General features: G+C 66.3%; 23 protein-coding genes. 6 read left to right on the plus strand and 17 right to left on the minus strand.

The window, feature by feature from the left end; all coding sequences use genetic code 11:
• Positions 1–3: 3 nt before the first annotated feature.
• Positions 4–282: a metal-sensitive transcriptional regulator gene (locus tag TRD_RS12040; protein ID WP_012643042.1), complete on the minus strand. Its 279-nt coding sequence runs from the start codon at positions 280–282 to the stop codon at positions 4–6.
• A 612-nt stretch (positions 283–894) separates the two neighbouring features.
• On the opposite strand from TRD_RS12040, the gene TRD_RS12045 reads away from it, so the two are divergent.
• The 5 genes from TRD_RS12045 to TRD_RS12065 all read left to right on the plus strand — a co-directional run bounded on the left by TRD_RS12045 (position 895) and on the right by TRD_RS12065 (position 6,590).
• Positions 895–2,226 carry a branched-chain amino acid ABC transporter substrate-binding protein gene (locus TRD_RS12045; RefSeq protein ID WP_012642652.1) on the plus strand — a complete coding sequence of 444 codons (1,332 nt, stop codon included), beginning with the start codon at positions 895–897 and terminating at the stop codon, positions 2,224–2,226.
• 83 nt (positions 2,227–2,309) lie between these two features.
• On the plus strand, positions 2,310–3,380 hold the full coding sequence (locus TRD_RS12050) for a branched-chain amino acid ABC transporter permease (protein WP_012643297.1): 1,071 nt from the start codon (positions 2,310–2,312) through the stop codon (positions 3,378–3,380).
• Positions 3,377–5,050 carry a branched-chain amino acid ABC transporter permease gene (locus TRD_RS13970; RefSeq protein ID WP_012643175.1) on the plus strand — a complete coding sequence of 558 codons (1,674 nt, stop codon included), beginning with the start codon at positions 3,377–3,379 and terminating at the stop codon, positions 5,048–5,050. The genes TRD_RS12050 and TRD_RS13970 overlap by 4 nt, the downstream gene beginning before the upstream one ends.
• Positions 5,051–5,062: 12 nt before the next feature.
• Positions 5,063–5,890: an ABC transporter ATP-binding protein gene (locus tag TRD_RS12060; RefSeq protein ID WP_012643186.1), complete on the plus strand. Its 828-nt coding sequence runs from the start codon at positions 5,063–5,065 to the stop codon at positions 5,888–5,890.
• Complete coding sequence (locus tag TRD_RS12065; RefSeq protein WP_012643207.1) at positions 5,877–6,590, plus strand: ABC transporter ATP-binding protein; 714 nt, start codon at positions 5,877–5,879, stop codon at positions 6,588–6,590. The genes TRD_RS12060 and TRD_RS12065 overlap by 14 nt, the downstream gene beginning before the upstream one ends.
• 3 nt (positions 6,591–6,593) lie before the next feature.
• Here TRD_RS12065 and TRD_RS12070 read toward each other — a convergent pair whose 3' ends face one another.
• The 16 genes from TRD_RS12070 to TRD_RS12145 form a co-directional block, all read right to left on the minus strand.
• Entirely contained in the window at positions 6,594–7,526 is a 933-nt protein-coding gene (locus tag TRD_RS12070; RefSeq protein ID WP_012642859.1) for an NAD(P)-dependent oxidoreductase, read from the minus strand.
• 534 nt (positions 7,527–8,060) lie between these two features.
• Positions 8,061–8,723, minus strand: a complete 663-nt coding sequence (locus tag TRD_RS12075) for a class F sortase (protein WP_012642921.1) — start codon at positions 8,721–8,723, stop codon at positions 8,061–8,063.
• 3 nt (positions 8,724–8,726) lie between these two features.
• On the minus strand, positions 8,727–11,426 hold the full coding sequence (locus TRD_RS12080; RefSeq protein WP_012642528.1) for a choice-of-anchor Q domain-containing protein: 2,700 nt from the start codon (positions 11,424–11,426) through the stop codon (positions 8,727–8,729).
• A gap of 85 nt (positions 11,427–11,511) precedes the next feature.
• Positions 11,512–12,783 carry a flagellar hook protein FlgE gene (locus TRD_RS12085; RefSeq protein ID WP_012642399.1) on the minus strand — a complete coding sequence of 424 codons (1,272 nt, stop codon included), beginning with the start codon at positions 12,781–12,783 and terminating at the stop codon, positions 11,512–11,514.
• Between the two features lie 92 nt (positions 12,784–12,875).
• On the minus strand, positions 12,876–13,331 hold the full coding sequence (locus TRD_RS12090) for a flagellar hook capping FlgD N-terminal domain-containing protein (protein WP_052294139.1): 456 nt from the start codon (positions 13,329–13,331) through the stop codon (positions 12,876–12,878).
• Positions 13,332–13,347: 16 nt separating this feature from the next.
• A complete protein-coding gene (locus TRD_RS12095) occupies positions 13,348–14,751 on the minus strand; it encodes a flagellar hook-length control protein FliK (RefSeq protein WP_012643192.1) in 1,404 nt (467 codons plus the stop codon).
• A gap of 25 nt (positions 14,752–14,776) precedes the next feature.
• Entirely contained in the window at positions 14,777–15,193 is a 417-nt protein-coding gene (gene flgB, locus TRD_RS12100; protein WP_012642929.1) for a flagellar basal body rod protein FlgB, read from the minus strand.
• Between the two features lie 10 nt (positions 15,194–15,203).
• The gene (locus TRD_RS12105) at positions 15,204–16,187 is read right to left on the minus strand and encodes a peptidoglycan DD-metalloendopeptidase family protein (protein WP_012642874.1); all 984 of its coding nucleotides are present in this window, start codon (positions 16,185–16,187) and stop codon (positions 15,204–15,206) included.
• A 19-nt stretch (positions 16,188–16,206) separates the two neighbouring features.
• A complete protein-coding gene (gene fliJ / locus TRD_RS12110) occupies positions 16,207–16,674 on the minus strand; it encodes a flagellar export protein FliJ (RefSeq protein ID WP_012642509.1) in 468 nt (155 codons plus the stop codon).
• Positions 16,675–16,688: 14 nt separating this feature from the next.
• A complete protein-coding gene (locus TRD_RS12115; RefSeq protein ID WP_012643018.1) occupies positions 16,689–18,041 on the minus strand; it encodes a FliI/YscN family ATPase in 1,353 nt (450 codons plus the stop codon).
• Positions 18,031–18,726, minus strand: a complete 696-nt coding sequence (locus TRD_RS12120) for a FliH/SctL family protein (RefSeq protein ID WP_012642662.1) — start codon at positions 18,724–18,726, stop codon at positions 18,031–18,033. The genes TRD_RS12115 and TRD_RS12120 overlap by 11 nt, the downstream gene beginning before the upstream one ends.
• The gene (gene fliG, locus TRD_RS12125) at positions 18,719–19,753 is read right to left on the minus strand and encodes a flagellar motor switch protein FliG (RefSeq protein ID WP_012642917.1); all 1,035 of its coding nucleotides are present in this window, start codon (positions 19,751–19,753) and stop codon (positions 18,719–18,721) included. The genes TRD_RS12120 and fliG overlap by 8 nt, the downstream gene beginning before the upstream one ends.
• Positions 19,754–19,760: 7 nt before the next feature.
• Entirely contained in the window at positions 19,761–21,353 is a 1,593-nt protein-coding gene (gene fliF / locus TRD_RS12130; protein ID WP_012643037.1) for a flagellar basal-body MS-ring/collar protein FliF, read from the minus strand.
• 26 nt (positions 21,354–21,379) lie between these two features.
• Positions 21,380–21,679, minus strand: coding sequence for a flagellar hook-basal body complex protein FliE (gene fliE / locus TRD_RS12135; protein WP_012642581.1), 300 nt, complete (start codon positions 21,677–21,679; stop codon positions 21,380–21,382).
• 30 nt (positions 21,680–21,709) lie between these two features.
• Positions 21,710–22,165: a flagellar basal body rod protein FlgC gene (gene flgC, locus TRD_RS12140; RefSeq protein WP_012643165.1), complete on the minus strand. Its 456-nt coding sequence runs from the start codon at positions 22,163–22,165 to the stop codon at positions 21,710–21,712.
• Positions 22,166–22,527: 362 nt separating this feature from the next.
• The gene (locus tag TRD_RS12145) at positions 22,528–22,833 is read right to left on the minus strand and encodes a hypothetical protein (protein ID WP_012642820.1); all 306 of its coding nucleotides are present in this window, start codon (positions 22,831–22,833) and stop codon (positions 22,528–22,530) included.
• A 1,188-nt stretch (positions 22,834–24,021) separates the two neighbouring features.
• Between TRD_RS12145 and TRD_RS12160 the strand changes: the two genes are divergently transcribed.
• A complete protein-coding gene (locus tag TRD_RS12160) occupies positions 24,022–25,284 on the plus strand; it encodes a M20 metallopeptidase family protein (RefSeq protein WP_012642477.1) in 1,263 nt (420 codons plus the stop codon).
• Positions 25,285–25,296: the final 12 nt, after the last annotated feature.

Consider the following 25,296-nt stretch of genomic DNA (forward strand, 5'->3'; position numbering starts at 1 on the left):
CCCTCATCGTCCACCGCGGATCACCGCTTTGAGAGCGCGCGCCAGTTGCTGCGGCGCAGGTGGTGTTCCGTCGAGAAAGCAGCGTTCCAACATGGCTTGCACGAGCTCGGCGCACAAGCTATCGGTCGCTGCTCGCATCGCCGCCAGTTGTTGCACGATATCGACGCAATCCCGCCCTTCCTCGATCATGCGAGCGATCCCCCGCGCTTGTCCTTCGATGCGACGCAGGCGCTCGACCAGTTCGCGACGTGTGACTTCGTCCAGCTGCGCGACTGAGGTCATCGCTCCTCCTCCGAGATACTCAACCGGGGTACGGCTACACTGTAACGCGAATGTCGAACCAGCGTCAAGACCTCGCAGCGATGTCTTGCCTCACCCACTCGATCGCCCGCGGCCTGTATGCGAAGCGAGTCTCCCCGTACGGTCGACCCCCCTTCGAGTGCAAACCTACGCCGCACGGTCAAGGACCGCTTGACCCGGTCGAACTCGTCGTTCCTTCCCCATCCAGGAAACGGTGATGACGTCTCCGACGACGATCCACGTGCGCTCGTGAATCTCTATGCGGGCTGGCACACGGGTAATGTCGTGTCGTATCACGACAGTCGTGATCGACTCCGTTAGCGAGCACTCTCGTTTTCAAACCCGGCATCGCCGCGCGCTCCGCGGCGTGTCAGTCACCCCACGGCGACCTGCCGAACGGTCTGAGCCATCATCGTGCCGGTCTTTCCGCATCGTGCACCATGTCCACCCGCTGGCACCGGCCAACATGCCTCTCGAACAGGTTGACCGCTTGACGACGCGACCCGGTCTGTGTGAGAATGTGACTGCACGGACGCCGCTTTCGGCATGTCCGGGTATCGAGTGTTCGGGTCGGACTTTCGAGGAGGAGGATCGATGCAACGACCGGCACGACTGTTCACGATGCTGCTGCTCTCACTGGTGTTCGTCCTCGCTGCCTGCCAGCAGGCGCAGCCGACACCGACTCCCGCTCCCGCTGCCCAGCCGAGCCCAACCCAACCGGCTGCCCCGGCAGCTTCACCGACGCCAGCGGCACAGCCAACGCCGCAGGCTCAGGTGACCAAGCCGACCGATCCGATCGGTGTCCTCGAGATCAAGCCGGGTGAACCGATCGTCCTGGCTTGGATGCTGACCGTCTCTGGCGGCACGGCCCAACTCGGTGAGGACTCCAAGCGAGGAATCGAAATCGCCATCGATGATCTGGGCGGCCAGCTCCTCGGCCACAAGATCGAGCTGGTCGGTGAGGACTCCGGCTGCAATCCGGAGGGCGGACAGGCTGCCGCCACTCGTCTCGCCGCGAACCCGCGCATCGTCGCGATCGTCGGTTCGTCCTGCTCCTCCGAGGCACGCGTGGGCGCTCCGATCATCGATCAGGCTGGCCTGGTGATGGTCTCGCCGTCCAACACCGCACCCGATCTCACCGATCCGGCCAAGCACGTGAACGCCTATCTCCGCGTCGCGCACAACGACAAGGTGCAGGGTCGGGTGGCTGCCGAATTCGTCGTGAACAAGCTCGGACTCAAGAAGGTTGCGACCATCCACGACGGCAGCCTCTACGCCGAACAGCTCGCCAATGTCTTCGCCGAGAACGTCAAGAAGCTCGGGGGAACGGTCGTCGCCCAGGAGGCGGTGAGCCCGGACGACACCGACATGCGCCCAGTCCTCACCCGCATCGCCACCCAGCAACCCGAGCTGATCTACTATCCGATCTTCAACCCGGCCGGCTCCTTCATCACGATCCAGGCCAAGGAGATCAGTGGGCTCGAGAACGTCAAGTTGATGAGCGCTGACGGCCTGCTCGAGCCCCAGACGGTGCAGAACGCCGGTCAAGCCGCGGTCGGCTTGTACTTGAGCGGTCCTGACCTGACCGTCCTCGGCCCCAAGTATCAGGAGTTCGTCCAGAAGTATCAGCAGAAGTACGGCACGAAGCCGGTCGCTGGTTTCCACGCTCATGCCTACGACGCCACGATGATGATCGTGGAAGCGATCAAGAAGGTGGCCGTCCAGGCACCGGACGGGACGCTCTACATCCCGCGCAAGGCGCTCCGCGACGCGCTGTATGAAACCAAGAACTTCCAAGGCCTGACGGGCAACCTGACCTGTGACCCGAACGGTGACTGCGCCGATCCCAAGATCGCCGTCTACGAGGTCTTCAGCACCGATACGGCCAACTGGCCGGACAGCGCTATCCGCAAGATCTATCCGTGAAAAGCTCGAGCGAGTCGGCGCCGGGTCGGGCTCATCCCGACCCGGCGCTCTTCCTATAAGCTGAACGGAGCGAGGAGCAGACAGTGGCCATTGCGACACCGCGCTCGTTCCTCAGTGGTCGCCGGCTCGAGGCATCCCAGCTCATCGTCTGGACGATCGGGGCTGTTCTGCTCGGCATCGTCTTCGTCGGCTCCGTTTTGACGCTGCGAGCCGGGCACTACACGGCTGCCCAGTGGCGCGATTTCATCGTCTTCGGTATCGCCCAGGGTTCGATCTATGCCCTGATCGCTCTCGGCTATACCATGGTCTACGGCGTCCTGCGCATGATCAATTTCGCACACGGCGAGGTCTTCATGAGCGGTGCCATGACGACCTTCTTCCTCGCCGATTACCTGAACCGCAGCGGCTTTCTCAAGGCTCACCCGTGGATCAGTCTCATCGCCATGCTCCTTTTCAGCGGCCTCGTCTCCATGACCATCGCGGTCCTCGTGGAGCGGATCGCCTATCGCCCGCTCCGCGGCGCTCCCCGCCTCGTGCCGCTGATCACCGCAGTTGGCGCTTCCTTCTTCCTCCAGTACACCTTCCGCGGCCTCTTCGGTTCGGGAGTGCGCGCCTACCCGGCCATTCCTGTTCTCCAGGGCAAGCTGTGGGTCTTCCAGAAGACACAGATCGCTGTCTTCGTCGGTGTCGCGATCACGCTCCTGTTGCTCTTGCTGTTCTTGCAACGGACCAGAGCTGGATTGGCCATCCGCGCGGTCGCTGAGGATCGCGAAGCAGCCGCGCTCATGGGCGTCGATGTCGATCGCGCCATCGTCACGACCTTCGCCGTGGGCGGCTTCATGGCTGGTATCGCTGGCGTCCTGTACGCGCTCGTCTTCATCCAGGTCCAGTTCTTCATGGGCTTCCTGCCCGGTATCAAGGCGTTCACAGCCGCTGTGCTCGGGGGCATCGGCAACCTCCCCGGTGCTGCTGTCGGTGGTCTGGTGCTCGGCATCATCGAATCGGTGGGTCCGAGCCTCTTCTTCGACGGCTATGGTATCCGTGCCGCGCACCAGCTCAAGGACGTGATCGCGTTCACCATTCTCGTCTTGATCCTCATCTTCCGACCGACCGGCATCCTCGGTGAGCGGCTGGGTGGGGAGGAGCGGGTATGAGCCTGGCAACACTCCGGCGTGCCCTCTTCATCGGTCTCCTCGGCGGTATCGCCGTCTGGCACCTCAGTCTCGTCGGCTTGATCCCCGCTTTTGCTCAGCGGCGGCTCATCGGGGAAACCCTCACCTTCAGCTACGCGTTGCTTGTCGCCCTCTTCGCACTGGCAGCACATGCCACGGGACGGCGCTACCCCGGAGCCCTCCAGCGCGTCGCGTGGGGAACGCTCTCCGCACTCACCGCTGGTCTGCTCGTCCTGGCCCTGGCGTTCGTTGTCACGCAAGTCAACCTGCGCCAGATCTTCCTGAACGCGACCCCCGACCTCGCCCGCGTTCTGACCTTCGGCGCTGGCGTCTCACCTGCCGGCATTCTCCGGACGCTCCTGATCGCTGCTGTCGCCGGCATCGTCTCGGGCGTCGTCGGTGCTGCTCCTGCACCCTGGGGACGCGTCAGCGTGTCTGCGGCACTGGCGACACTCCTGCTCGGTCTGCTCCGTGACGTGCTCGGCCCCATCCTCCCGAGCGGACTCGTCAGCTTCCTCTACGGACCAGCCGGACTCAGCGTGCCTGGTGCTGTCGTCATCTTCGTCCTCTTCTTCCTTCTCTTCGCTCTTCGATGGTCACTCTCCGGCCGGGCAGGGGCCGAGCGTCTCGTCGTCTTCGTTCCCTCACCGGCCCGGGGTCCGTTGGCGCGCCTGGTGGTGATCCTCCTCCTGGCCAGCGTGCCACTTTGGGCCGGACTGTTCCTCAGCAACGTGGCTGATTTCGTCGGCTTCTACATCCTGATGGGACTCGGGCTCAACCTTGTGCTCGGCTTTGCTGGTCTCCTCGATCTCGGCTACGTGGCCTTCTTCGCGGTCGGCGCGTATACCATGGCCGTACTCACCTCCCCCGAGATCGGGCAGCGCTTCACGCTCGATTTCTGGGTCGCTCTTCCGATCGCGATCGTTCTCACGGTCTGTGCTGGCCTCTTGGTCGGTCTACCGGTCCTGCGGATGCGCGGTGATTACCTGGCGATCGCCACGCTCGGATTCGGCGAGATCGTCCGCCTGCTCGTCCTTTCCGATTGGCTCAAGCCCTATCTAGGTGGTGCGCAGGGAGTCACCCGCATCGCGCGGCCACAAATCGGTCCTCTCCGCATCGACAGCCCCCAGGAGTTCTACGTCCTCGTCCTTCTCTCTTGTCTCCTCGCCTGGTTCCTCTCCATTCGCCTGCGCGACTCGCGCCTCGGCCGCGCCTGGTTCGCGATCCGCGAAGACGAGTTCGTCGCTCAAGCGATGGGGATCAATCGCGTCACCGCCAAACTCTCGGCATTCGCGATCGGTGCCTCTTTCGGTGGACTGAGCGGCGCGCTCTTCGCGTCGCTCGTTGGTTCGGTCGTTCCCGCCAGCTTCTCGCTCCTCGTCAGCATCAACGTCGTCGCGCTCCTGGTGCTCGGCGGCATGGGGAGTCTACCCGGGGTCGTCGTCGGGGCGCTCGCGCTCGTCGGTATTCCAGAACTCCTGCGCGAGTTCCAGGAGTACCGCTTGCTCGTCTATGGCATCGTCCTGATCGCCATGATGCTCTTCCGACCAGCCGGACTGCTCCCCGAGCGCATCCACCGACGCGAACTCGAGGAGGCCGTCGAGGAAGTTCGCGAGGTCGCCCCAGCCGAGATCGCTCCGGGTCGCAGCTGAGGAGGAACGCTCGTGGCCCTGTTGGAAACGCGTCACCTCACCAAGCGCTTCGGCGGTCTCGTCGCGCTCCGTGACGTCGACCTGGCGGTCACGGAGCGCTCGATCCACAGCGTCATCGGCCCGAACGGCGCCGGTAAGACCACCCTCTTCAACTGCATCACCGGTTTCCTCCGGCCTGACGCCGGTGACATCCTCTTCGCTGGATCTTCGATCGCTAGGCTGCGTCCCGACCTGGTGGCCCAACTTGGGATCGCTCGCACCTATCAGAATATCCGGCTCTTCAAGCATCTTTCCGTTCTGGACAATGTGCTCATCGGCCTGCATCCACATGTCCGCTACTCGTTGATCGATGCCGTCGTTCGCACCCCGCGCTACTGGCAGGCCGAGCGAGCGGCTGAGCGCGAGGCTCGCGACCTCTTGGCCTATGTCGGCCTCGCTGGCAAGGAGTTCCTCACCGCGGCCAACCTGCCGTATGGCGACCAACGACGACTCGAGATCGCGCGGGCTCTCGCGCTCCGACCGCAGCTCCTGCTCCTCGACGAGCCCACCGCCGGCATGAACCCACAAGAGACCGACGAAATGATTCAGCTCATCCGCCGGCTGCGCGACGAGCGCGGCTTGACCATTCTCTTGATCGAGCATGACATGAAGGTCGTCATGAACATCAGCGACCTGGTGACGGTGCTCGACTTCGGGGAAAAGATCGCGGAAGGGCCACCCGACGCTGTGCGGCGTGACCCGCGCGTCATCGAGGCCTACCTCGGCCGCGGTGCTGCCAGCGGACTCGGAACGAGCATGCCGATGCAGGACGGAGAGGCACAGCCCCATGCCACTGCTTGAGCTCCAGCGTGTCCATGTCCATTACGGGCCGATCCAGGCCCTCAAGGGAATCTCGCTGACCGTCGAATCCGGCGAGATCGTCACCCTGCTCGGTGCCAACGGCGCCGGCAAGACCTCCACGCTGCGCGCGATCTCTGGCCTCGTCCGCCCCTCCGCCGGACGCATCCTTTTGCAGGACGTCGACCTCACCCATCGCAAGCCGCACGAGATCGTCGCCTTGGGTGTCGGCCACGTGCCGGAGGGCCGCCGCATCTTCCCGCGCCTCAGCGTGGAGGAGAACCTCCGCCTCGGCGCCTTTACGGTGCGCGACCGCGCCGAGATCGCCCGGCGCCAGGAGTACGTCTTCAGCCTCTTCCCTCGTCTCGCCGAACGACGCCACCAGGCGGGCGGCACCCTCTCCGGTGGCGAGCAACAGATGCTCGCCATCGGTCGCGCGCTCATGATGCAGCCACGCATCCTGCTCCTCGACGAGCCGTCGATGGGACTCGCCCCGGTGCTCGTCGAGAGTATCTTCGAGGTGATCCAACGACTCAACCGCGATGGGACGACGATTCTCCTCGTCGAGCAGAATGCCCGCATGGCACTGGAAGTTGCGCATCGCGGGTACGTTTTGGAGACTGGCCGTATCGTCCTGAGCGGCCCAGCAGCCGAACTCGCTGCGGATCCGCGCGTTCAAGCTGCCTATCTCGGTGCAGCCTGAGCGTCATTCCGCGGCGAGAAGATCGTCGCCACGCGCGCTGCTCGCGCTGAAGCTCGCATTGGCCAACCGACCGACCAACCGCGCGACCTCGTGTGCCGGAAGCTGACCCCAGCCCCGCGCCATCGCGGCCACATAGAACTGATGAGCGAGCGCGGTCATCGGCACGGGCGAGCCCACATCGCTCCCGAGCCGCATTGCCAGTTCCATGTCACGCTTCATCAGCTCCAGTCGAAAGGACACTTCACCACTTTCCCGCAAGAGTTCCGGCACCACGTCCCGCCAGAGCTTCCAACCACCGGTACTCGAGCGCAGCGCCTCGTAGACGGTCGCGAGATCGGCCCCAGCATTCGCCGCCAATGCCAGAGCTTCCCCGATGACAACCAAGCTCACCCCCGCGAGCAGCTGGTTGATCAGCTTGACCACTTTCCCCATGCCAGGCGGGCCGACCAGATAGGTCTCTCGACCCAACACTCCGAGGAGCGGCATCATCCGCTCGAACACCGCCGGCTCGGCCCCAACCATCATCGTCAGCTGGCCACTGTTGGCCTCGACTGGCCCCCCTCCGACCGGCGCATCGACCACGTCGATCTGACGCAGCCGCGCTTCTCGATCGATGCGTTGCATCATCATCGGTGAGGCAGTACTGAAGTCGATCACCGTCGCTCCTGGCCGCAAGTGCTCGAGTGCTCCCTCCGGCCCGATATAGACCTCGAACAGTTCCTCGTCCCCCGGCAAACAGGTCAGAAACATATCGACCTCTTCGGCCAGCAGAAGCGGTGTCGGAATGGCTGTCGCACCATGCAGTTCCAATGCCTGTGCCACCTCCCAGCGACGGTCGTTGACCAGCAGCCGGTATCCCGCGCCGAGCAAGCGCAGCGCGATCGCCCGCCCCAGGTTTCCTAACCCGACGAGACCGAGCGTCGGCTTGTCATCCATCCTCACTCCTCCCTGTTCTCCGACCCTCGTGCCTTCCATCATGCCGGAGCACAGCAAACGGCGACAAGCCTTCTCCGCTCGCCTCGCATCGGCCATCACGCACTCCTGCCATACCCTCATGCCGCGCTGAGTGTGCTCGAGATGACCGCTCCGTCAGCCCATCTGGCTCGCCGGCGCAGACACGCAGTCGATGCTTCGCCTCCCCAGAGATCCACGACCACTCATCGGTGCCCCACGGGAGTGTTTTCCGTCGCGCCAGCACCAGGGCTCCTTCCCCGACGCTCGGGCCGTGCTGCCCGGTCAGCGTTACCTCATCGCATGCTCCACTGCGTCGTAGCTCGGCACCGCGACATCGCGAGCGTTTCCGCCTGCTCCAGCGATCTATACGGTGCTCATGCCACGAGGTAGTTCGCTCCTTACCACGCAGGAGGAGGGTCCAGCCGCATGGTCGCGCCGCGGGCGAGTCGCATCACAGGGTCTCGTTCTCGCCAGACTGAGTCGCGAGGCAACGCGCTCCCGCATCACTCGGTGCCCTCATGGGTTGGCGAGAGGAGTCGCAGTGACGATCAAGCGCTGGTCGTACCGCCCAGTTGCCGGGTTGTAGTTCCCCGCGCAGGTGATCAGCGTCAGCCGTTCCTGACTGGTCGGTCCGACGATTCGTTCGACCGGTGCTTGCCTTTCCTCGACCGTTTCCAGCCCCGTCACGCGGTACCGGCTCACCCGACCATCCGCCAATCCCAACTCGACCAGATCACCGACGCGGACACGCCAGAGATCCCAGAATACCGCCGGGCCTACGCCAGCAAAATCGACGTGCCCAGCCAGCACGACGTTGCTGCCTTGCCCGGGTAGCGCCGTGAAGTCGTACCAGGCGACTTCGTCCGGATGATCCGGAGCTTCCATCCGACGCTCGCTGCCCAACCCTTTCACGACGACCGGTGCATCGACCCCGATCGCCGGGATCCGGATACGTGTGATCAGGATCGGCTCGCTCGGGGGAGAAACTGCCGAACCGTCCGTGACAGGATTCGCCTGCGTCGTGGGCGTTGCGGTCGGCGTCACCGCAACGACACGCGGGCGCACTGTCGGGGTCGGCCGGGGATCGTCGCGCAACGACGTTCCAGCCAGGAGGCCGATCCCGGCACCGAGGATCCACGCCGCCGCAGCGAGAAGCAGGAGCAGCCCCGCCGAGCGCATCGACTACCTCTCGCGCGCACCATTGCTTCGCCGCCCTCGCATCATCCCCACACCACCGGCCATCATCCCGGCGACCCCCAGGGCGAGCAAGCCCACTCCCACCGTTCGGGCCACCGGGCTCGCGCTGGCCGACCCGGTCGCCGGCAGCCCGATCGTCGGAGTCGGCGTCGGGCCAGGACCGGTGATCGGCGTCGCCGGACCGAGCACCGGTCGTGCAGTCGGTGTGGTCGTCGGCCGTAGTCCTGCGCCGGGCGTACCAACTGGCGTACCGGTCGGGCTGGCTGTCGGGAGCGGCGTCGCCTCCAGAACCGGCAACTCCCAGGCTCCGATATCGCAGGCCGAACCTTGCGGCCGCTTGGTATGCACCTGGTCCTCGCTCGGGCATCCCTGCGTCCCAGCTGCATCGATGGCAGCCGAACCTAGGCCGAGCGCATGGTAGAGCGTGCCGCCCGACGAGTCCACTTGGAGAGGCTGCAAACTGGGATCCCCATCGACCAGGTCTCCGGTACCCTGCAGACCACAGCTATCGCGATCCTCCAGGTTGCCACCCTGGGAACTCGGTGCCAGTCCACCGCAATTGCCGCCGCCCGGGCTGGCCGCGAGCAGCGTCCCGCGCAGCGTGACCCCACCTCCATCGTTGTAGAGCGCGCCGCCCGCGGCGGCCGCGTTCGCGGCCAGGGTCACGAATTGCAGACTCGCCGTCCCCTGCGGTCCCACCCAGAGGCCCCCGCCCCGCTGCTGGCTCACGTTGGTGCTCACCGTCACGTTGGCCAGCCCCACCGCCCCCAGCACGGCTATTCCACCGCCATAGGCGGCACTCTGGTTCTCGGTGACCGAGCTCGCAGTGATGGTGAGCTGCCCACCGGACCGCACGGCGACTCCGCCGCCCAGCTGTCCCGCGCTGCTGCGCCGAATCGCGGTGTCCGCCATCGTCACCTTGGCGGTTCCTTCCACCACGAGCCCGCCACCGTCGTTCGTGGCCTGGTTGTCGATCACCTGCACGCGCTGGAGATCGACCTGGCCTCGCGCCGCCAGTCCCCCACCCGACCCACCAGCCACGTTCCCGACCACCGTTGCGCCGTTCAGGCTCGCCTTGCCCAGTGCGGCGATTCCACCGCCGTCGAGCGTCGCCTGGTTACCGCGCACGATCGTGTTCCCCTGCAGCGTCAGCGTCTTGCTGCCGGCATGGTAGATACCACCACCAGCTGCTTCGGACCGGTTTGCCTCGATCGTCGCGGCATCGAGAACCATGTCTCCCTGGTTCCAGATCCCTCCGCCGTCCTGGGTTGCCACGTTGCTCTGCACCACCAGACTGCGCAAGCGGCTGGTTCCGGTGCTCGCCAGACCGCCTCCCAGCCGGGCACGGTTGTCGCGCACGATCACCGTTTCGGGTGAACTCAGATCGAGCGTCCCGCTGCTCGAGATCCCGCCACCTGCGCCAGCCTCGGCTCGGTTGCCTTCGACCACCGTGCGCGAGAGCGCCAGCGTTCCCGCGTTGAGGACCCCGCCTCCATCCCCCTCCACAGCCGTATTGGTACCGATCGTTCCACCGACGATCTGTGCCGTCCCCTTCCCGAGGAGAGCGATGCCTCCCCCGCTGAGCTCGGCCTGATTCTCACGCACTTCGCTGTCCAACAGCGTCAAGATCCCCTCGTCGGACGCGATTCCCCCGCCGCGCACTGCCCGGTTGGCTAGGACCTTCACCTGACGCAGCGTCACCTGCCCACGCGCGACCCAGATCCCGCCTCCCCGACCGCTCTCGTCGGCTGGCGTCCCGTTTCCTGCCCGATTGCCGCGGACCAGCGTCCCCTGGAGTTCGACCTGGCCGCCGTCGACCGCCAGCGCACCGCCGTCGCGGGCGCGGTTGGCATCGCTCGCCGCGCCGCCCCCCAGCGTGACGCGGCTCCCCAGCACCAGGCGTCCACCGGAGACCCACACGGCGCCGCCCGCACCGCTCGCCTCGTTGCCGTGCAGCACGGCTACCCCGTCCAGCACCGCTGCACCCGCGACCGCCAGCGCACCGCCGTTGGCTTCTTCGTCGTCATTCATCGGATCACCGGCGCGATTGCGCGCGAACGCGACCCTCCTGTCGAGCAGCACGGACAAGGTTCCGGACGGCGCGACGTACACAGCTCCGCCGTCGCCGGCAGCCACGTTTTCCTGAAACGTGACGTCAGCCAGCTGGAGCGCCCCACCCACCCAGATCGCGCCCCCCTTGTGGTCGCGGGCATCGTCGTGGACCGCCCGTCCTCCGCTGAGTGTGAGCTTCTCCAGGATCATAGTCGCGCCCGCGCCGACGTCGAACAACCGGTCGGCCTGGTTCTCATCTGGCCAGGCTCCAGCGATGGTTGTCGCGTTCCGCCCGACGATGCGCAGAGCACCGCCACGCTTGGTCACGTCGAGATCTCCACTCTCGGCCGTGTCATCCGTCGCAGGCGGGATGGACAGTTCATAGCGTCCGTCCTGGAGCTGGATGGTGACCGGGTCGTTCAGGGCATTCGCCAGGATGACTGCAGCCCGCAACGTCGGGCAGGTGCGCGTCGTCCCGCTGCCGCTGCAGCTGCCCGTCCCGTCGCTCGTTCCGGCAACGGTGATCGTCACCTCGGCCGCACCGGTCGCCGGCACGAAGACCAATGCGCCACCAGCTGCCGCCAGCGCCAGCGAACCCACCAGCAGCGCGACCACCCCACCTGTCCAGCGCACCGAACCGACCTCCCGTCCCGCGACGCATCACCAGAGGCGCCTGCCCCGAACAGACGCACGTCGCTCGCGCCCGGCTGCCCCAACATCAGCGCCGCAGGTTCACCAACTCCTGGAGCACCTCGTCGCTCGTGGTGATCACGCGCGAATTGGCCTGGAAACCCCGCTGGGCCATGATCATGCTGGTGAACTCCTGCGCCAGGTCGACGTTGGACATCTCGAGGTAGCCGCTGGCGATCTTGCCGCGCCCACCGGAATCGGCCGGTCCGACGATCGGCTCACCTGAGTTGACCGTCGGCAGATAGGCGTTCCCACCCACCTTCATCAGCCCACCCGGGTTGGTGAAGAGGGCCAGCGCGATCTGGCCGACCACCTTGGTAACCCCATTGGAATAGATCCCCAACACCTGACCGGACTGGCTCACCGTGAAGGTGGTCAGCGAGCCAGCTGGCGCGCCGTTGGCCGCGGCGTTCGCCGAGTACGGGGCCGCCAGCTGCGTCAGTCGCGAGAAGTCCGGCGTGACCGTAATCGAACTCGCACCACCGGCCGTCGAGTCGAGATCGACCGCGCTGATGTTCGAGGCGGCGAGATCGAGATTTCCGTCCGCATCGAAGACGAGCGTCCCGGATGGCGTCCCACCGAGCGCGAAATCCGGGTCGTCTTCGGTCGTGCTCGTCGTCCGCGGGTCATCCTCCTGCAACGTGTAGTTCCAGGTATTCGTCCCTACCTTGTCGAAGAGGATGTAGAACTCGTGTCGCTTACCCAGCGAATCGGTGATACTCACTTTGGTCACGAAGTGCGGTGTCGCCGCCGGGTCCTGGTTCGCATTCAGATTCCCCTGCACGGTGATCTGCGTCGTCGGAACCGCATCCAGCTGCTGGCCGATCGGGATGGTGATCGGCCCCACCGGCCCGGCCGTGTCCACGTTGCCGTTGGCATCCGCCTGCCAGCCGAGCACGTAGAAGCCGTTCGAGGGGTTGACCAGCCGCAAGTCCGAGCCGATATCGAAGGCGCCGTCCCGCGTGTAGAGCGTCTGCGAGCCATCGCTCACCACGAAGAACCCGTCACCCTGGATCGCCAGATCGCTCGGCTTGCCGGTCAGCTGCAGCGCCCCCTGGGTGTGGATCGTGTCCACCGCGCCGACCACCGCTCCCAAACCGATCTGCAGCGGATTGATCCCGCCTCGCGTCTCGGTCGGGCCGCTCGCACCGCGCACCAGCTGGCTCAGGATGTCGGTGAAGCGCACCCGACCGACCTTGAAACCGGTGGTGTTGACGTTGGCGATGTTGTTGCCGATCACGTCCATCCAGGTCTGGTGCGCCCGCAATCCGGAGATCGCCGAGAACATCGATCGCATCATGACTCGTCCTCCCTCGTCATCGTTCTTATCGGCCGTTTTCGCTCGCGCTCGAGCCCTCGAGACCGGCGAGCCACCGCCCCGCGCTCACCCGCTCATTCCCCGCTGCCCGAACCAGCTCCCGCTAATCCGATGCTCACCACGTCGCGCACGTCGATCCGCTGCCCACCGGAGAGCTCGAGCACTGCGGCACCGTCCAGGATGGTCGCGCGCACCACTGTGCCAGTTACCAGGTCGCCACTCGTCCGGTCCAGACCACTCACCACCCGACCCAGATACCCAGCCACCTGTCCCAGCGCCGCATGCTGCGCCATCGCCGCCACCGTCTCGTTCAACTGCTGCAGCTGCTCCAGCGTGTTCAGCTGGGCGAGCTGCGCGATGAACTCCCGGTCCTGCATCGGATTCATCGGGTCCTGGTTCTTGAGCTGGGCGACCAGGAGCATGAGGAACGCCTGCTTGTCCAGTTGGCCACCGGGGCCCACACCGCCGCCGGACGATAATGGGTTCGTCGTCACCGGACCGTTCGAGTCGCTCACACTTCCGACGCTCATCGCTCCACCTCGCCACTCAAGCCCACGTGTCCACGAGTCCGCTCGACTCCTGGCGCACTCGCCCTCGGGAGTCCCCTACCACCGGCAGCTGGTCCAGGGCCGTCCGCTCGGGGCGTGCCCAACCAGGATCGCTCGAGGCTCCCTGTTGCCCGCCCGGCCAACCCATTCCGGATTGACTGCCGCTGATCCCGTTCTGCCCACTCGCCATCGTCAGCGGCTGCACCTCCACCCGTTGCACCGCGAACCCTCCCGCCGCGAGCGAGGCACGCAGGCTCTCCCGTCCGGCTTCCAGCGCCTGCCGTACCTCCGGCTGGTTGGCCGCCAGCGTCACCTCCAGTCGCCCCGCAATCTCGCGGATGCGTACGTCGACCACTCCCAGGTCGGGCGGCTCCAGCCGCACGCGGAGCTGCCGCGTGCCGTGCGCGATCGCCTGCGCCACGCGCTCCTGCACCTGTCCGATCGCGCCCGCGGCTGCTTCCTCGCCAGCAGCCGGAACCGGCCCAGCCTCACCCAGTCGACTGCCCGGAGTGTCGCTCACCGGGAGGGCTCCCGCGAGCGCCGGCCGGTCGTCGTGCCGGACGCGCCGCTCAGTCGCCACCGTCAGCGCCTGGCCTCGACCATCCGACGCCTGCTCCTCGACCCAGACGCGTACCCCCGCGGGCACTCGCTGCACCGCCTCACTTCCTCGCTCAGGGGTAACCCCGACTCCTTCGGACCCTCCCACCGGCTCGACTCGGTGCGCTATCCGGTGCGCGGCAGCCCGCCCAGCTTCGTCCAACGCGACGGGTCCGCCGGCACCCGCAGCCGTGTGCTGCAGGAGCGCGCCGACCGTCGGACCCTGCCACCCTTTCGGCTGTCCCTCGTCCCCAGCCTGCACGGCTCCGCTCGCCGGTTCACCCAACGCCGCTTGCCCACTCGACTGCGCGTACTCGAGCAGGCTCGCTGACTGCTGAGCGATCGCTGGTTCCCCGATCACCGCGCTCGCCTGGCCATCATCGACCGATAGCGTGCCGGCGAGGCCGGTCAGTACGCCGAGCTCGGATGGCACCATCCCAGCAGCGAAGACGGTGCCCAACCGCGGCGTGTCGGAGCGTCGCTCGCCATGCGACTGACCCTTCATTTGTCCGTCCGTGCTCGCTACTCCGGCCAGCACCAACCCAGCCTGTGCGACACCGAACAGCATGCTGTCCGGCATGACCGACTCTTCCAACCGGTGCGTCAGTTCGCGCGTCCTGCCCTCGGCTGCGCTGGCGTCTGCGGGCATCAACCCGTTTCCCGGTCCTTCCTCCCCAGTCGGCACCAGCCCGAGCAGTGTCGCCAGGATCGCCAGGAACGCCTGCGCGTCGCTTCCCAGATCCCCGGGCCGCGGGCCAGCCCGCTCGTGCACTCCGTTCGGTGTCGACACGACCGGTAAGACCATCACCGCACCTCCCCGCTCGAGGCACTCAGCTACCCTGACCGCCGCTCGCCATGGCACGCAGCATGGCCAGGCGTCGCGCCAGGACTTCGCTCACCGCGCTGTAGCGGAGCGTCGTCTCCGCCAGGAGCCCCATCTCGCGCTCGATGTCCACATTGTTGCCGTCCGGTCGATAGCGCGTTCCGGTGAGCTCGACGACTTCCGGCTGGAGGGCACTGGGCGAACTCGCTGTCACCGCGATGTGACGTGAATCGGTCCGCACCAGGGGCAATCGCGCGAAGGTGCCGTTCAACATCGCCTGGAGGAGATCCTCGAACCGGACCGCTTGGCCACGGAAGCCGGGGGTTTCGGCATTGGCGACATTGCTCGCCGTCACCTGCTGACGCAAGGCGAGCGCATCGAGCGTCCGCGCAAGCACACCGATCGGATCGATCGTTCCGGCCATCGTGCACCTCTCATCCTGTTCCGCCCAGCGCGCGCCAGGTCGCGAGCACCGCGCTGACGTACCGGTGCGTCTCCGGGTACGGCGGGACCCCACCTGCCTGCTCGACTGCGCCCGGGCCTGCGTTGTACGCGGCCAGCGCAAGCGAGACATCGCCGCCGAACCGCTGCAAGAGCTGGCTGAAGTAGCGGGCGCCGCCGTCCAGGTTTTGCGTCGGGTCGAAGGGATCGCGCACGCCGAGTGCCGCCGCCGTCGTGTCCATCAGCTGCAGCAGTCCCTTCGCTCCCGCTGGCGAAACGGCCCGTGGATCGAAACCGCTCTCGACCTTGACCATCGCCGCCAGCAGAGCAGGATCCAACCCGTACCGCTGCGCTGCCTGGAGGATCGCCCGACCATAGGGAAGAGCCGAGATCCGCTCGATCCCCTGTGCCGATCCTTTCGGCGCAGCACGCAGCAACGGCCCGGGGTCGACCGCACGCCCGTTCTGCCGGATCTCGTAGTGCAGGTGTGGCCCGGTCGAGAGACCGGTATTGCCGGACTTGCCGATCACCTGCCCCCGCTGCACCCGCTGCCCGGGCCGCACGTCAGCCGCACTGAGATGCCCGTACAGTGTCGTCACGCCGTTCCCGTGATCCACTTCGATCCGCAACCCATACCCGTCCGTGTTCCCGACGAAGCGCACGGTGCCGTCGCCCGTCGCGCACACTGGCGTCCCCTCGGGAACCGCGATATCGATCCCCGAATGGAACGTCTCACCCGGAAGCAGCGACCGCGGTCCGTAGGTCGAAGTCACCGTGCCGCTCACCGGCCAGGCACCGCGCAACATCGCCAGTGGATCACTGTTTGCAGGCGGTGCAGCGGGGACGACGCCACGCTGAGCCAGGAGCGCCCAAAACTGACTGCTCGCTCCGGTCGAGCCACCCAGCTGCGGTGACCGGATACCGAAGCGGACCGGCATGCTCGCGATGATCTCGGGTGGAATCGTGAGACCCGCCACAACCCGCTCCTCACGCGCTTCATTGGTCGGTCAGCAGGCGCCGGGCAGCGCGCACGGTCGCCAGTTCGTCCAGGAGCGCCGTTTCGGCGGCCTGCTCCCGACGCTGTGCTTCGCTCAGCCAACGCGCTCGTACCAGCTCCAGCTTCTTGGCCTCTCGCCGCTGTGCGATCAACGCGGCACGAGCCAGCTCCGCTCGGCGCTTGGCCTGCTCGAGCCGCGCTGCCTCCTCCGCGCGTCGCTGCTCGAGCCACGATTCGTACGTCTCCGCACCAGCCAGGACCTCAGCGTCCACCGAGCGGTTGGCCAGCTGCGCCAGCCCGGCCGCCAGCGAGCGCTGCGATGCCGCGAGCTGTGCCAGGACCGCCTCGCAAGTAGCCACCCACCGCTGCTGTTCCGCCAGCTGCCGCTGCGCCTCCTCCACCAGGCTCTGCCGGTGCTCGAGCAAGCGCTCCATTCGCTTGGCTCGTTGCCGCAGCAGTCGCACCATGTACCCTCACCTCCTCAGCCTGCGCTCGTTGCCCTCGCGACCCGTTCACCCCGCAGCAGTCGCTCCAACCAAGCGACGGTCTCGGCAAAGGTCGCGCGCTCCTCCGGTTTCTGTTGCAGGAAGCGCCGGATCTCCGGCATGAGACTGAGCGCTCGATCGACGGTTGGATTCGTTCCGTGGACATAGGCGCCGATATCGATCAAGTCCCGCGCGCTTTCGTAGGCCGCTAAGAGCTCGCGGACCTCGCTCGCCAGCGCTCGATGGTCCGGTGTGACCAGGCTCGGCATGAGCCGACTCACGCTGGCCAGGACATCGATCGCCGGATAGTGCCCACGATCGGCGAGGGTGCGTGCGAGCACGATGTGACCGTCCAGGATGCCTCGTACCGTATCGCTGATCGGCTCGTTGAGGTCGTCACCCTCGACCAGCACGGTATAGAACGCCGTGATGCTGCCCTGCTCGGCATTGCCCGCCCGCTCCAGCAGTCGCGGCAACAGAGCGAAAACCGAGGGCGGGTACCCGCGCGTGGCCGGTGGCTCACCAGCAGCCAGCCCGACCTCCCGTTGCGCCATCGCCAGTCGCGTCACTGAATCCATCATCAGCACCACACTCATGCCGCGGTCGCGGAAGTATTCGGCGATGAGGGTGGCCGTCCATGCTGCCTTGATGCGCATCAAGGCCGGTTGGTCCGAGGTGGACACCACCACCACGGCCTGCTCCAGGCCGGCGGGGCCGAGGTCACGCTCGATGAACTCCTGGACCTCTCGTCCCCGTTCGCCGATCAGGGCGATCACCCGCACGTCGCACACCGCGTTGCGGCTGATCATGCCGAGGAGCGTGCTCTTCCCCACGCCTGAGCCGGCGAAGATTCCGAGGCGCTGACCGCGCCCGCACGTCAACAGCGCGTCGATCGTCCTGACGCCGGTCGGCAAGATGTCGCGGATCGGTGCCCGCTGCAAGGGGCTCGGTGGTGCGCCACCGATCCGCAGGCGCCGCCGACAGCGCAGCGGTCCCTTGCCGTCGATCGGTCGACCGAGCCCGTCGATCACTCGTCCCAGGAGTTCGGGCCCGACCGGCACGTGGAGCGCTTCGGGTGCTCGAACGACCCGGCTGCCATGTCGCACCCCGCGGAGTTCCGCCAGCGGAACCAGTATTAGGCGCTCGTCATGGAAACCGACGACTTCAGCCGCTAACCGTCCCTCTTCGGAGAGACTGGGAAAGATGTGGCAGAGGTCGCCGATCTGCAGATCCAGCCCGATCGCCTCCACCGTCAACCCGATGCCCCGGACGACCCGCCCCTCGCGCTGGATCGGCTGGAGGTCGCGTAAGCGGTCGCGGAAGCGGTCGAGTACTGTTTCAAGCGTCATCGGCAACCTCCGAGAGGGCCCGTCGCACTGCCTCCAGCTGCGTCGAGATCCGCGCATCGACGAAGCCGACCGGTGTTCCTAGGACGCAGCTGCCCCGATCGACATGTTGGTCACCGACCACCTCGACCGGCGGGCGCCCGTTCCACGCCCGCGCCAACCAATCGCGCGCTCGCTCCACATCCTCCGGATGGACGATGAGGTGCGTCACTGGGGCGCTCGGCGCATGCTCGAGCGCCGCCTGCGCGAGCCGGCCCAGCAACTCCCCGTCACGCTCGACCTCGCGCCGGAGGACCGTCTCAGCGACGAGGACGCTCAGTTCCACCAGCAGGCGCGCCATGGCTTGCCGGATTTCTTCCTCCCGCAACACCGCGCGCTCCACCAGTGCCCGGAACCGGGCGAGCAGCTCGCGCTGCTCCGCCGCGAGTTCTGCCTCCACCTGACGACGAGCCTCGACCAGTGCGGCCTCCCACAGCTGCTGCTGCAACGACTCGAGTTCGGCTTCCACCGCGGCCCGGATCGCTCGCGCTTCCTCCTCAGCCGCCGCCACGATCGCCGCCGCTCGCGCTTCCGCTTCCGCGAGGAGACGAACGGCCAACTCGCGGTCGTGCGGTGACGGCTGCGGGACGACCAGCGTATCGCCCGCAGTCGACGCTTCGCGACGCTTGACCACCCGAGCGCTAGCCAAGGATCGCCTCCTCGCCCCGCGAGATCACGATCTCTTCCGCCTCCTCCAGCCGCCGCACGATCGAGACGATCCGCTGCTGCGCCTCCTCGACCGCCCGGATGCGCACTGGCCCCAGATAGCTGATCTCCTCGCGCAACAGTTCGGCTGCCCGCTGCGACATGTTGCGGAAAATCTTCTCCTTGAGCTCGTCGCGCGCCGCCTTCAGGGCCAGTGCCAGATCGCGCATGTCCACCTCGCGCAGCACGCGTTGCAGCGAGCGATCGTCCAGGAGGATCAAATCGTCGAACGTGAACATCAGCTTGCGAACCTCTTCGGCCAGCATCGGATCGACTTCGGTCAAGCGCTCCAGAATGTGTTTCTCGGTACTGCGATCGACCTTGCTCAGGATCGCGACCAGGTGCGCGACACCACCGACGGTCCGCGAATCCTGCGTGAGGAGGGAGGACATCCGCCGCCGCATGATCTCCTCCACCCGCTTGACGATCTCCGCGGGAGTACGATCGATCGTCGCGATGCGCCGCGCGACCTCAGCTTGCAAGTCCTCGTTGAGATGACTGATCACCGCGGCCGCCTGCACGGGCGGCAGGTGCGAGAGGATCAAGGCGATCGTCTGCGGATGCTCGTTCTGGAGGAACATCGCCATTTGGCGTGGATCCGACTTGCGCAGGAACTCGAATGGCGCCGGTGGATTCATCGTCACCACGCGATCGATCAGCGCGTTCGCCCGCTCTAGCCCCATCGCCCGGGCCAGCATCTCCCGCGCGTATTCGATCCCACCGACCGCCAGATACCGGTGGACGACAGCCATCTCGTGCGCCTCGTCGAGGACTTGACGGACCTCCTCCTCGCTCAGGCGTGGCATCGTTGCCACCTTCACGGTGATCGCCTCGATCTCGTGCTCCTGCAGGTGCTGCAGCACCTTGGCGGAGAAGTCGGGCCCCAACGCCATGAGCAGTGCTGCCGCCTTGGCTGCCCCCTTGAGTGGCTGCGCCTGGTTCGCTTGGCGGAGGGTCGGTTGCGCTGTCATCGCCGTTTCACTCCTCGTTCAACCAGGCCCGGACCACGTGGGCGACCGTCGCCGGATCCTTCTTCGCCAACTCCTGCAATTCCCGCAGTGTCGGCGGAGGCCCACTCGGCGGTTTCAGCGCTGCCTCGGCCTGGCCGGGTAAGCCGGCCGCTCCACCACCTGCCACGGACGGCGCAGCCGCACCCGCTGCCGCACCCGGTAAGACCTGAGTCGCGACCTCGTAACGCGGGACCGGCGGCAACGCTGACCGCTGAGCGGCGAGGACCCGCCACGCGATCAGCAACGCGAGCAGCGGGATCAGGACGATCGCACCGAGCCGCGCCGCTTCCAGCAACCGATCCATCAAAGTCGGCTGCGCTGCGCTCTCCTCGGCCGTCGCTGTCGTGAACGGCACGACACTCACGGTCACCTGATCGCCCCGCTCCGGGACGATGCCGGCCGCAGCCGCCACGAGGTCACGGACCTGCTCGGCCACCGCTGGATCGACCGCCGCGCTGTTCAGCACCACCGCCACCGACAGCCGCTGCACTTTGCCCGGTGCCTGGACGACGCGCTCGACCTGGCGCGACAGTTCATAGTTGACCGTGGTCTCGCGGAGTTCGCTTCGCTGCTGATTCTGCTGCGCCGCACCTTCCTGGTAACTCCCGACGTTGCTGTCGACTCCCGGTATGCCGATCGGGCCGCTGGCGGTCCCCTCGCTCGTCTGCACACGTTCCTGCTGGCTGCGCACCTGCGGTTGCGTCCCGTTGGGGCTGTAGATCTCGCTATCGACCTGACGCTGGTCCCAGTCGAAGCTCGCGCTGACCTGCACCGCAGCGTTGTTGTTTCCCACCACGCGCGCCACGACCGTCTGCAGCTGGGTCGCCATCGCGGTCTCGAAAGCACGCTGTGCTTTCAAGTGATCGCTCATGCCACCAGCAGCTGCGACTCCACCACCCGACCAGAGGGCGTTTCCGCTCTCGTCGACCACGGTCACATGCTCCGGCTGCAAGCCAGGGACCGAGGCTGAAACGAGATGCACCACCCCGCGCACTTGCTCGTCCGTCAGCCGGCTACCCGGCTTGAGCTGCAGCACCACTGCAGCCGTCGTCGGCTGTTGCTGGTCGCTGAAGAGCGACTCTTCCGGTATGACCAGATGGACACGCGCCGACCGGACACCGTCCAGCTGGCTGATCGTCCGCGCCAGCTCGCCCTCGAGGGCCCGCTGGTAATTGACCCGCTGCTGGAAGTCGGTCACACCGAACGAGGAACGATCGAACAGTTCGAAGCCGAGCGTTCCGCTCTTCGGTAACCCCTGTGCTGCCAGAGCGAGGCGAAGCTTGGCGACTTGCTCCACTGGAACGCTGATCGTCGTCCCGTCGTTGCTCAGTTTGTACGGCACCCCCTGTTGACGGAGCTGGTCGATGATCGCAGCAGCATCATCGGCCGAAAGGCCGGTAAAGAGCGGCGCATACTGTTGCGGCGGCTGGAGGAGCAGGAGAAGCGCCACCGTGAAGAGCGCCGCGAGACCAACGGCGACGATCGCCACTCGCCGGTTCTGGCTCAGACCGTCCCATCGCTCCCTGACACTCTCCCAATATGGGGCGAATCGCCGCAGCATCGTCCTCGCCTGTACCCTTCGATTCGTCAGATCGGCATCGACATCACTTCACGATAGGCTTCCAGTGCCCGGTTGCGGATCTGCAGCGCAGCCTGCAATCCGATCGACGCTGTCTCCAGGGCGAGCATGACCTCGTGGAGATCCACGTCTTCCCCAGCTGCCAATGCGAGTGCCAGCCGATCCGCTTCGTTGATCTGCTGATTCAAGGAGCCGAGTGCACGCTCGAGAACCGCCCCGAACGACGGGCCAGCTGCTGGCTTGGGCGCAGCCGCCGTCCCGACCGGCGCGATCTCAGCGGAGATCGGTGGAATCGGCGCGATGCTCACGTCGGCCTCCCTCCCTTACCGCCGACCGGCTCAGGCACGCCCGATGCTCAAGGCACGCATCGCCATCGTCTTCAAGGCATCGAGAACTGTGACGTTGGCCTCGTAGGCTCGCGTGGCTGCCATGAGATTAGTCATCTCGCTCACCACATCGATATCCGGATACCGCACGATCCCATTGGCGTCCGCATCGGGATGAGTCGGGTCGTAGACTTCCCGCACCGCCCGGCGATCGACGACGATCCCAGCCACTTGCACCCCGCGCCCAGCGCTCGGGGTCGTTTCGACCAGTCCCGTCCGCGTTTGCACGAGCCGAGCGAACGGGCTGGGCTGCTCGGTCGCGAAAACGACTTGCCGACGCAGATACGGCCCGCCTTGCGGCGTCCGCGTCGTATCGACGTTGGCCAGGTTCGACGCCGTGACGTCCATCCGCACGCGTTGCGCGGTGAGCGCCGAGAGACTGACGCGCATCGTCTCGAGGATTCCCATCGCCGCCCTTCCCTCTCGTCTCGAACAGCGCTCTCGCATGACCAACACTACGCAGGGGCGCCCCACCTGCCGATACCCTGTCGGTCGGAAGCTCTGTCGGGACAGAAGTCCAGGAGATCCTGGTACTCGCTGGGGGATTCGAACGTGCGGTCATCCCGAAGCAATAGCCAGAACGCTCCGCACACCGCCACCACACGCGAGGGCGCCGAGCGGCCTGAGTCCGCTCGCCGGCCGACGCCTGCGGGGAAGAGGGCATCGCCAGGTTATCGCAGCTCGCCGGTCCGCATCACCGATCGGCCCGGCATGCTGGCATGCCGAGCCGATCCAACGGTGCACGAGCTGATTCGACGATCGATCCGGAATCAGGTGGACGATTGGTCGATCAGGTAGATCCGGACACCCTGATGGATGAGGTAATTGAGCAAGCGCAGCCGCGTTTCCAGTCCGATCCTCCCCAACGGAGGAATCAAGGGGACACCATGGAGTGCTGCCTTGGCCACGATCCACTCGCGGAACTGGCGATCACTCATCTCCGCGACGGTCAGGTTTTCGTTGCCCGACCCGTCCTCCCGCGGGACCAGCACGTAGACGCGCCGCAAATCCTCGAGCGTGAGGTCCGGTTGTGGGGGCCGGTCGTACCGTCCATAGGGAAAACGTCCGATGTACATCCTGGGTACCTCCTCACCTCTACTGCGCCGTCACGGTCGCCGCGGGTTCCGCAAAACGCCGAACACCGCGCCACACCCGGGGGAAATCTGCCATGCCCACGCTGAACGCAGTCGAACTGCCCGCGAGCAGCCACAGGTTCCCTCCATCAGGCCAGCACCAGACGAGCGGATCGTCACGGACCACCGGTGATCCGACCGGCGCTAGGACCAGCACTTCGCCCCGCGAGAGCCACGGCGCACGCACCAGTCCTGCTGTGACCATACGGCCGCCGAACAGGATCGAAAGCATCGAACAGACGAGTCCGATCACCATAAACCCAGCGTACCATGAAGGGCTCCACCCACCGCCAGCACGGCGTCGCAACGCACCATGCGATCGGTGAGGATCATCGGGCGCGCTGCGCGCAACGAGCGACCTCGCCCGCTCGACCGCCTTCCCTGGCTCATCGTCCCGGACCAGCCGCCAGACGATCTGTCCGACCAGGAGGCTCCCAGCACGACCGAGTAATGGTATCGCCAACCGGATCGCTACCAGCGTCGCCGAACGCGACCCGCTGGGCGATCACCTCCAGCCGGATCCGGTACGATCGCCCAGCGTCGCGGGGAGGGGGACGAACGATGCACCGCGAGACTGCTCACCGGTGCTTCGTCGCCTCTCGAGCTCGGATCGATGACGATGATGCTCCCGGGCCACAATGCGTCGGAGCCGATCGTTTCGCGCCGTTGCGCGGCGCCATACGCCACTCCGCCCAGTATGGCGTGATCCGTTCGCATCAGCGCAGACGACTGCGTCGCCGGACGATCGACTCTCCCTGCTCCGACGCATCGGTACCCGAACTGAGCTACAGGCGACCTGAGGAGCGACCACGGACCGCCACCGCCTTACCGCGCCGAGTGTCCCCCCACGAACGGTTTGGCCCGCTACCGGTCGGTGAGCGTCGCGCTTGCGGTCTGCCACAGTACCGCGTGCCGAGGGTATCCAGCGGCGTTCTGTACCCTGCGAGACACCTATCCGGCATCTCCAGGGGAAATGGCTGGCTTAGAGCGAGACGGCTCTCCCGGTCACTCCAATAGTGCGGCGCCTCGCGGGTCCCCGGAGCACGCGCCTCGCTGACCAACTCCGGCGTAGTAGCGAGCACGCACGCGAGTGGTACGATCAGGCGGGCGAACGAGCGGAAGGAGAAGGCGATGGTCTGGGACGAGCTCATCCGAGTAACGCCGGAACTCGATGCGTGGCTGCGTGAGACGCGCCGCTACCTCCACATGCATCCCGAACTCTCGCTCCAGGAAACCAATACAGCTCGCCTCGTCGCTGGCCATCTCCGCGAACTCGACATCGAGCACCGTACCGGACTGGGTGGTGACGGTCGGCCGCTCTTCATGTCCGCCGAGGCCCTCCGGGCAGCTGGTATCCAACCAGGACCCACCACCGGAGGGAACGGGGTCCTCGCCCTCATCCGCGGTGAGCGTGGCCCTGGAAGAACCGTCCTTTTGCGCGCCGATATGGATGCCCTCCCCATCGACGAACAGAACGAGGTACCATATCGATCCACGCGCCCCGGAGTGATGCACGCCTGCGGTCACGATGCGCACACCACCATTTTGCTCGGTGTCGCCGAGCTCCTGAATAGCTTGCGCGATCGCTTCGCCGGGACGGTCAAACTGATGTTCCAGCCCGCGGAGGAAGGACCTGGCGGTGCGGCGGCGATGATCGCCGATGGGATCCTCGAAGATCCGCCAGTCGATGCCGCCTTTGCTCTCCACGTCGACAGCACGCACCGCGCTGGTGAGGTCGCCGTGTCGCCTGGGCCAGCGACCGCAGCGGCCGACACGTTCCGCATCGTGGTGCGCGGTGTCGGTGGTCATGCCGCCAAACCGGAGACCACCGTCGATCCGATCGTGGTCGCTGCGCAGATCGTCGTCGCACTTCAGACGCTCGTCAGCCGGGAGACGAGCCCTCTCGAGTCGGCTGTCGTCACGGTCGGCACGTTCCACGCCGGGACCGCGACCAACATCATTCCGGATCACGCTGTTCTCGAGGGGACGGTCCGCACCTATTCTCCTGCGGTCCGCGATCATATCGAGCGGCGCATCGCTGAGCTCGCTAGCGGCATCGCTCGCGCCATGCGTGCCGAGGCGGAAACCGTTTACCTCCGCGGTTATCCAGCCATGTACAACGATCCCTCGCTCACAGCACTCGCTCGCCAGGTGGCGACGGAACTGCTGGGTTCCGAGCGTGTTTACGATCGGGAACCGCTCATGGCTGGGGAAGACTTCGCCTTCGTCGCCCAGCATGTCCCGGTGTGCATGATCAGCCTGGGCGTTGCGAACCCGGAGCGCGGCATCGTCTACCCGCCGCACCACCCGCGTTTCGACCTGGACGAGGACGCGCTCGCCGTCGGCGTCCGACTCCTCACCGCGATCGCCCTCCGCTATCTCGGTGCTGTCTGACGCGAGGAAGCG

The sequence above is a fragment of the Thermomicrobium roseum DSM 5159 genome, from assembly GCF_000021685.1.
GTDB lineage: Bacteria > Chloroflexota > Chloroflexia > Thermomicrobiales > Thermomicrobiaceae > Thermomicrobium > Thermomicrobium roseum.

Bases quoted from the DNA above. Each gene is read 5' to 3' on its own strand.
- TRD_RS12040 (WP_012643042.1), bottom strand. From the start codon at position 282: ATGACCTCAGTCGCGCAGCTGGACGAAGTCACACGTCGCGAACTGGTC.
- flgB (WP_012642929.1), bottom strand. From the start codon at position 15,193: ATGGCCGGAACGATCGATCCGATCGGTGTGCTTGCGCGGACGCTCGAT.
- TRD_RS12090 (WP_052294139.1), bottom strand. From the start codon at position 13,331: ATGAGCGTCGGAAGTGTGAGCGACTCGAACGGTCCGGTGACGACGAAC.
- TRD_RS13970 (WP_012643175.1), top strand. From the start codon at position 3,377: ATGAGCCTGGCAACACTCCGGCGTGCCCTCTTCATCGGTCTCCTCGGC.
- fliJ (WP_012642509.1), bottom strand. From the start codon at position 16,674: ATGGTGCGACTGCTGCGGCAACGAGCCAAGCGAATGGAGCGCTTGCTC.
- TRD_RS12065 (WP_012643207.1), top strand. From the start codon at position 5,877: ATGCCACTGCTTGAGCTCCAGCGTGTCCATGTCCATTACGGGCCGATC.
- fliF (WP_012643037.1), bottom strand. From the start codon at position 21,353: ATGCTGCGGCGATTCGCCCCATATTGGGAGAGTGTCAGGGAGCGATGG.
- TRD_RS12075 (WP_012642921.1), bottom strand. From the start codon at position 8,723: ATGCGCTCGGCGGGGCTGCTCCTGCTTCTCGCTGCGGCGGCGTGGATC.
- TRD_RS12045 (WP_012642652.1), top strand. From the start codon at position 895: ATGCAACGACCGGCACGACTGTTCACGATGCTGCTGCTCTCACTGGTG.
- TRD_RS12160 (WP_012642477.1), top strand. From the start codon at position 24,022: ATGGTCTGGGACGAGCTCATCCGAGTAACGCCGGAACTCGATGCGTGG.
- TRD_RS12070 (WP_012642859.1), bottom strand. From the start codon at position 7,526: ATGGATGACAAGCCGACGCTCGGTCTCGTCGGGTTAGGAAACCTGGGG.
- TRD_RS12095 (WP_012643192.1), bottom strand. From the start codon at position 14,751: ATGGTCTTACCGGTCGTGTCGACACCGAACGGAGTGCACGAGCGGGCT.
- TRD_RS12145 (WP_012642820.1), bottom strand. From the start codon at position 22,833: ATGTACATCGGACGTTTTCCCTATGGACGGTACGACCGGCCCCCACAA.
- TRD_RS12085 (WP_012642399.1), bottom strand. From the start codon at position 12,783: ATGATGCGATCGATGTTCTCGGCGATCTCCGGATTGCGGGCGCACCAG.
- flgC (WP_012643165.1), bottom strand. From the start codon at position 22,165: ATGGGAATCCTCGAGACGATGCGCGTCAGTCTCTCGGCGCTCACCGCG.
- TRD_RS12115 (WP_012643018.1), bottom strand. From the start codon at position 18,041: ATGACGCTTGAAACAGTACTCGACCGCTTCCGCGACCGCTTACGCGAC.
- fliG (WP_012642917.1), bottom strand. From the start codon at position 19,753: ATGACAGCGCAACCGACCCTCCGCCAAGCGAACCAGGCGCAGCCACTC.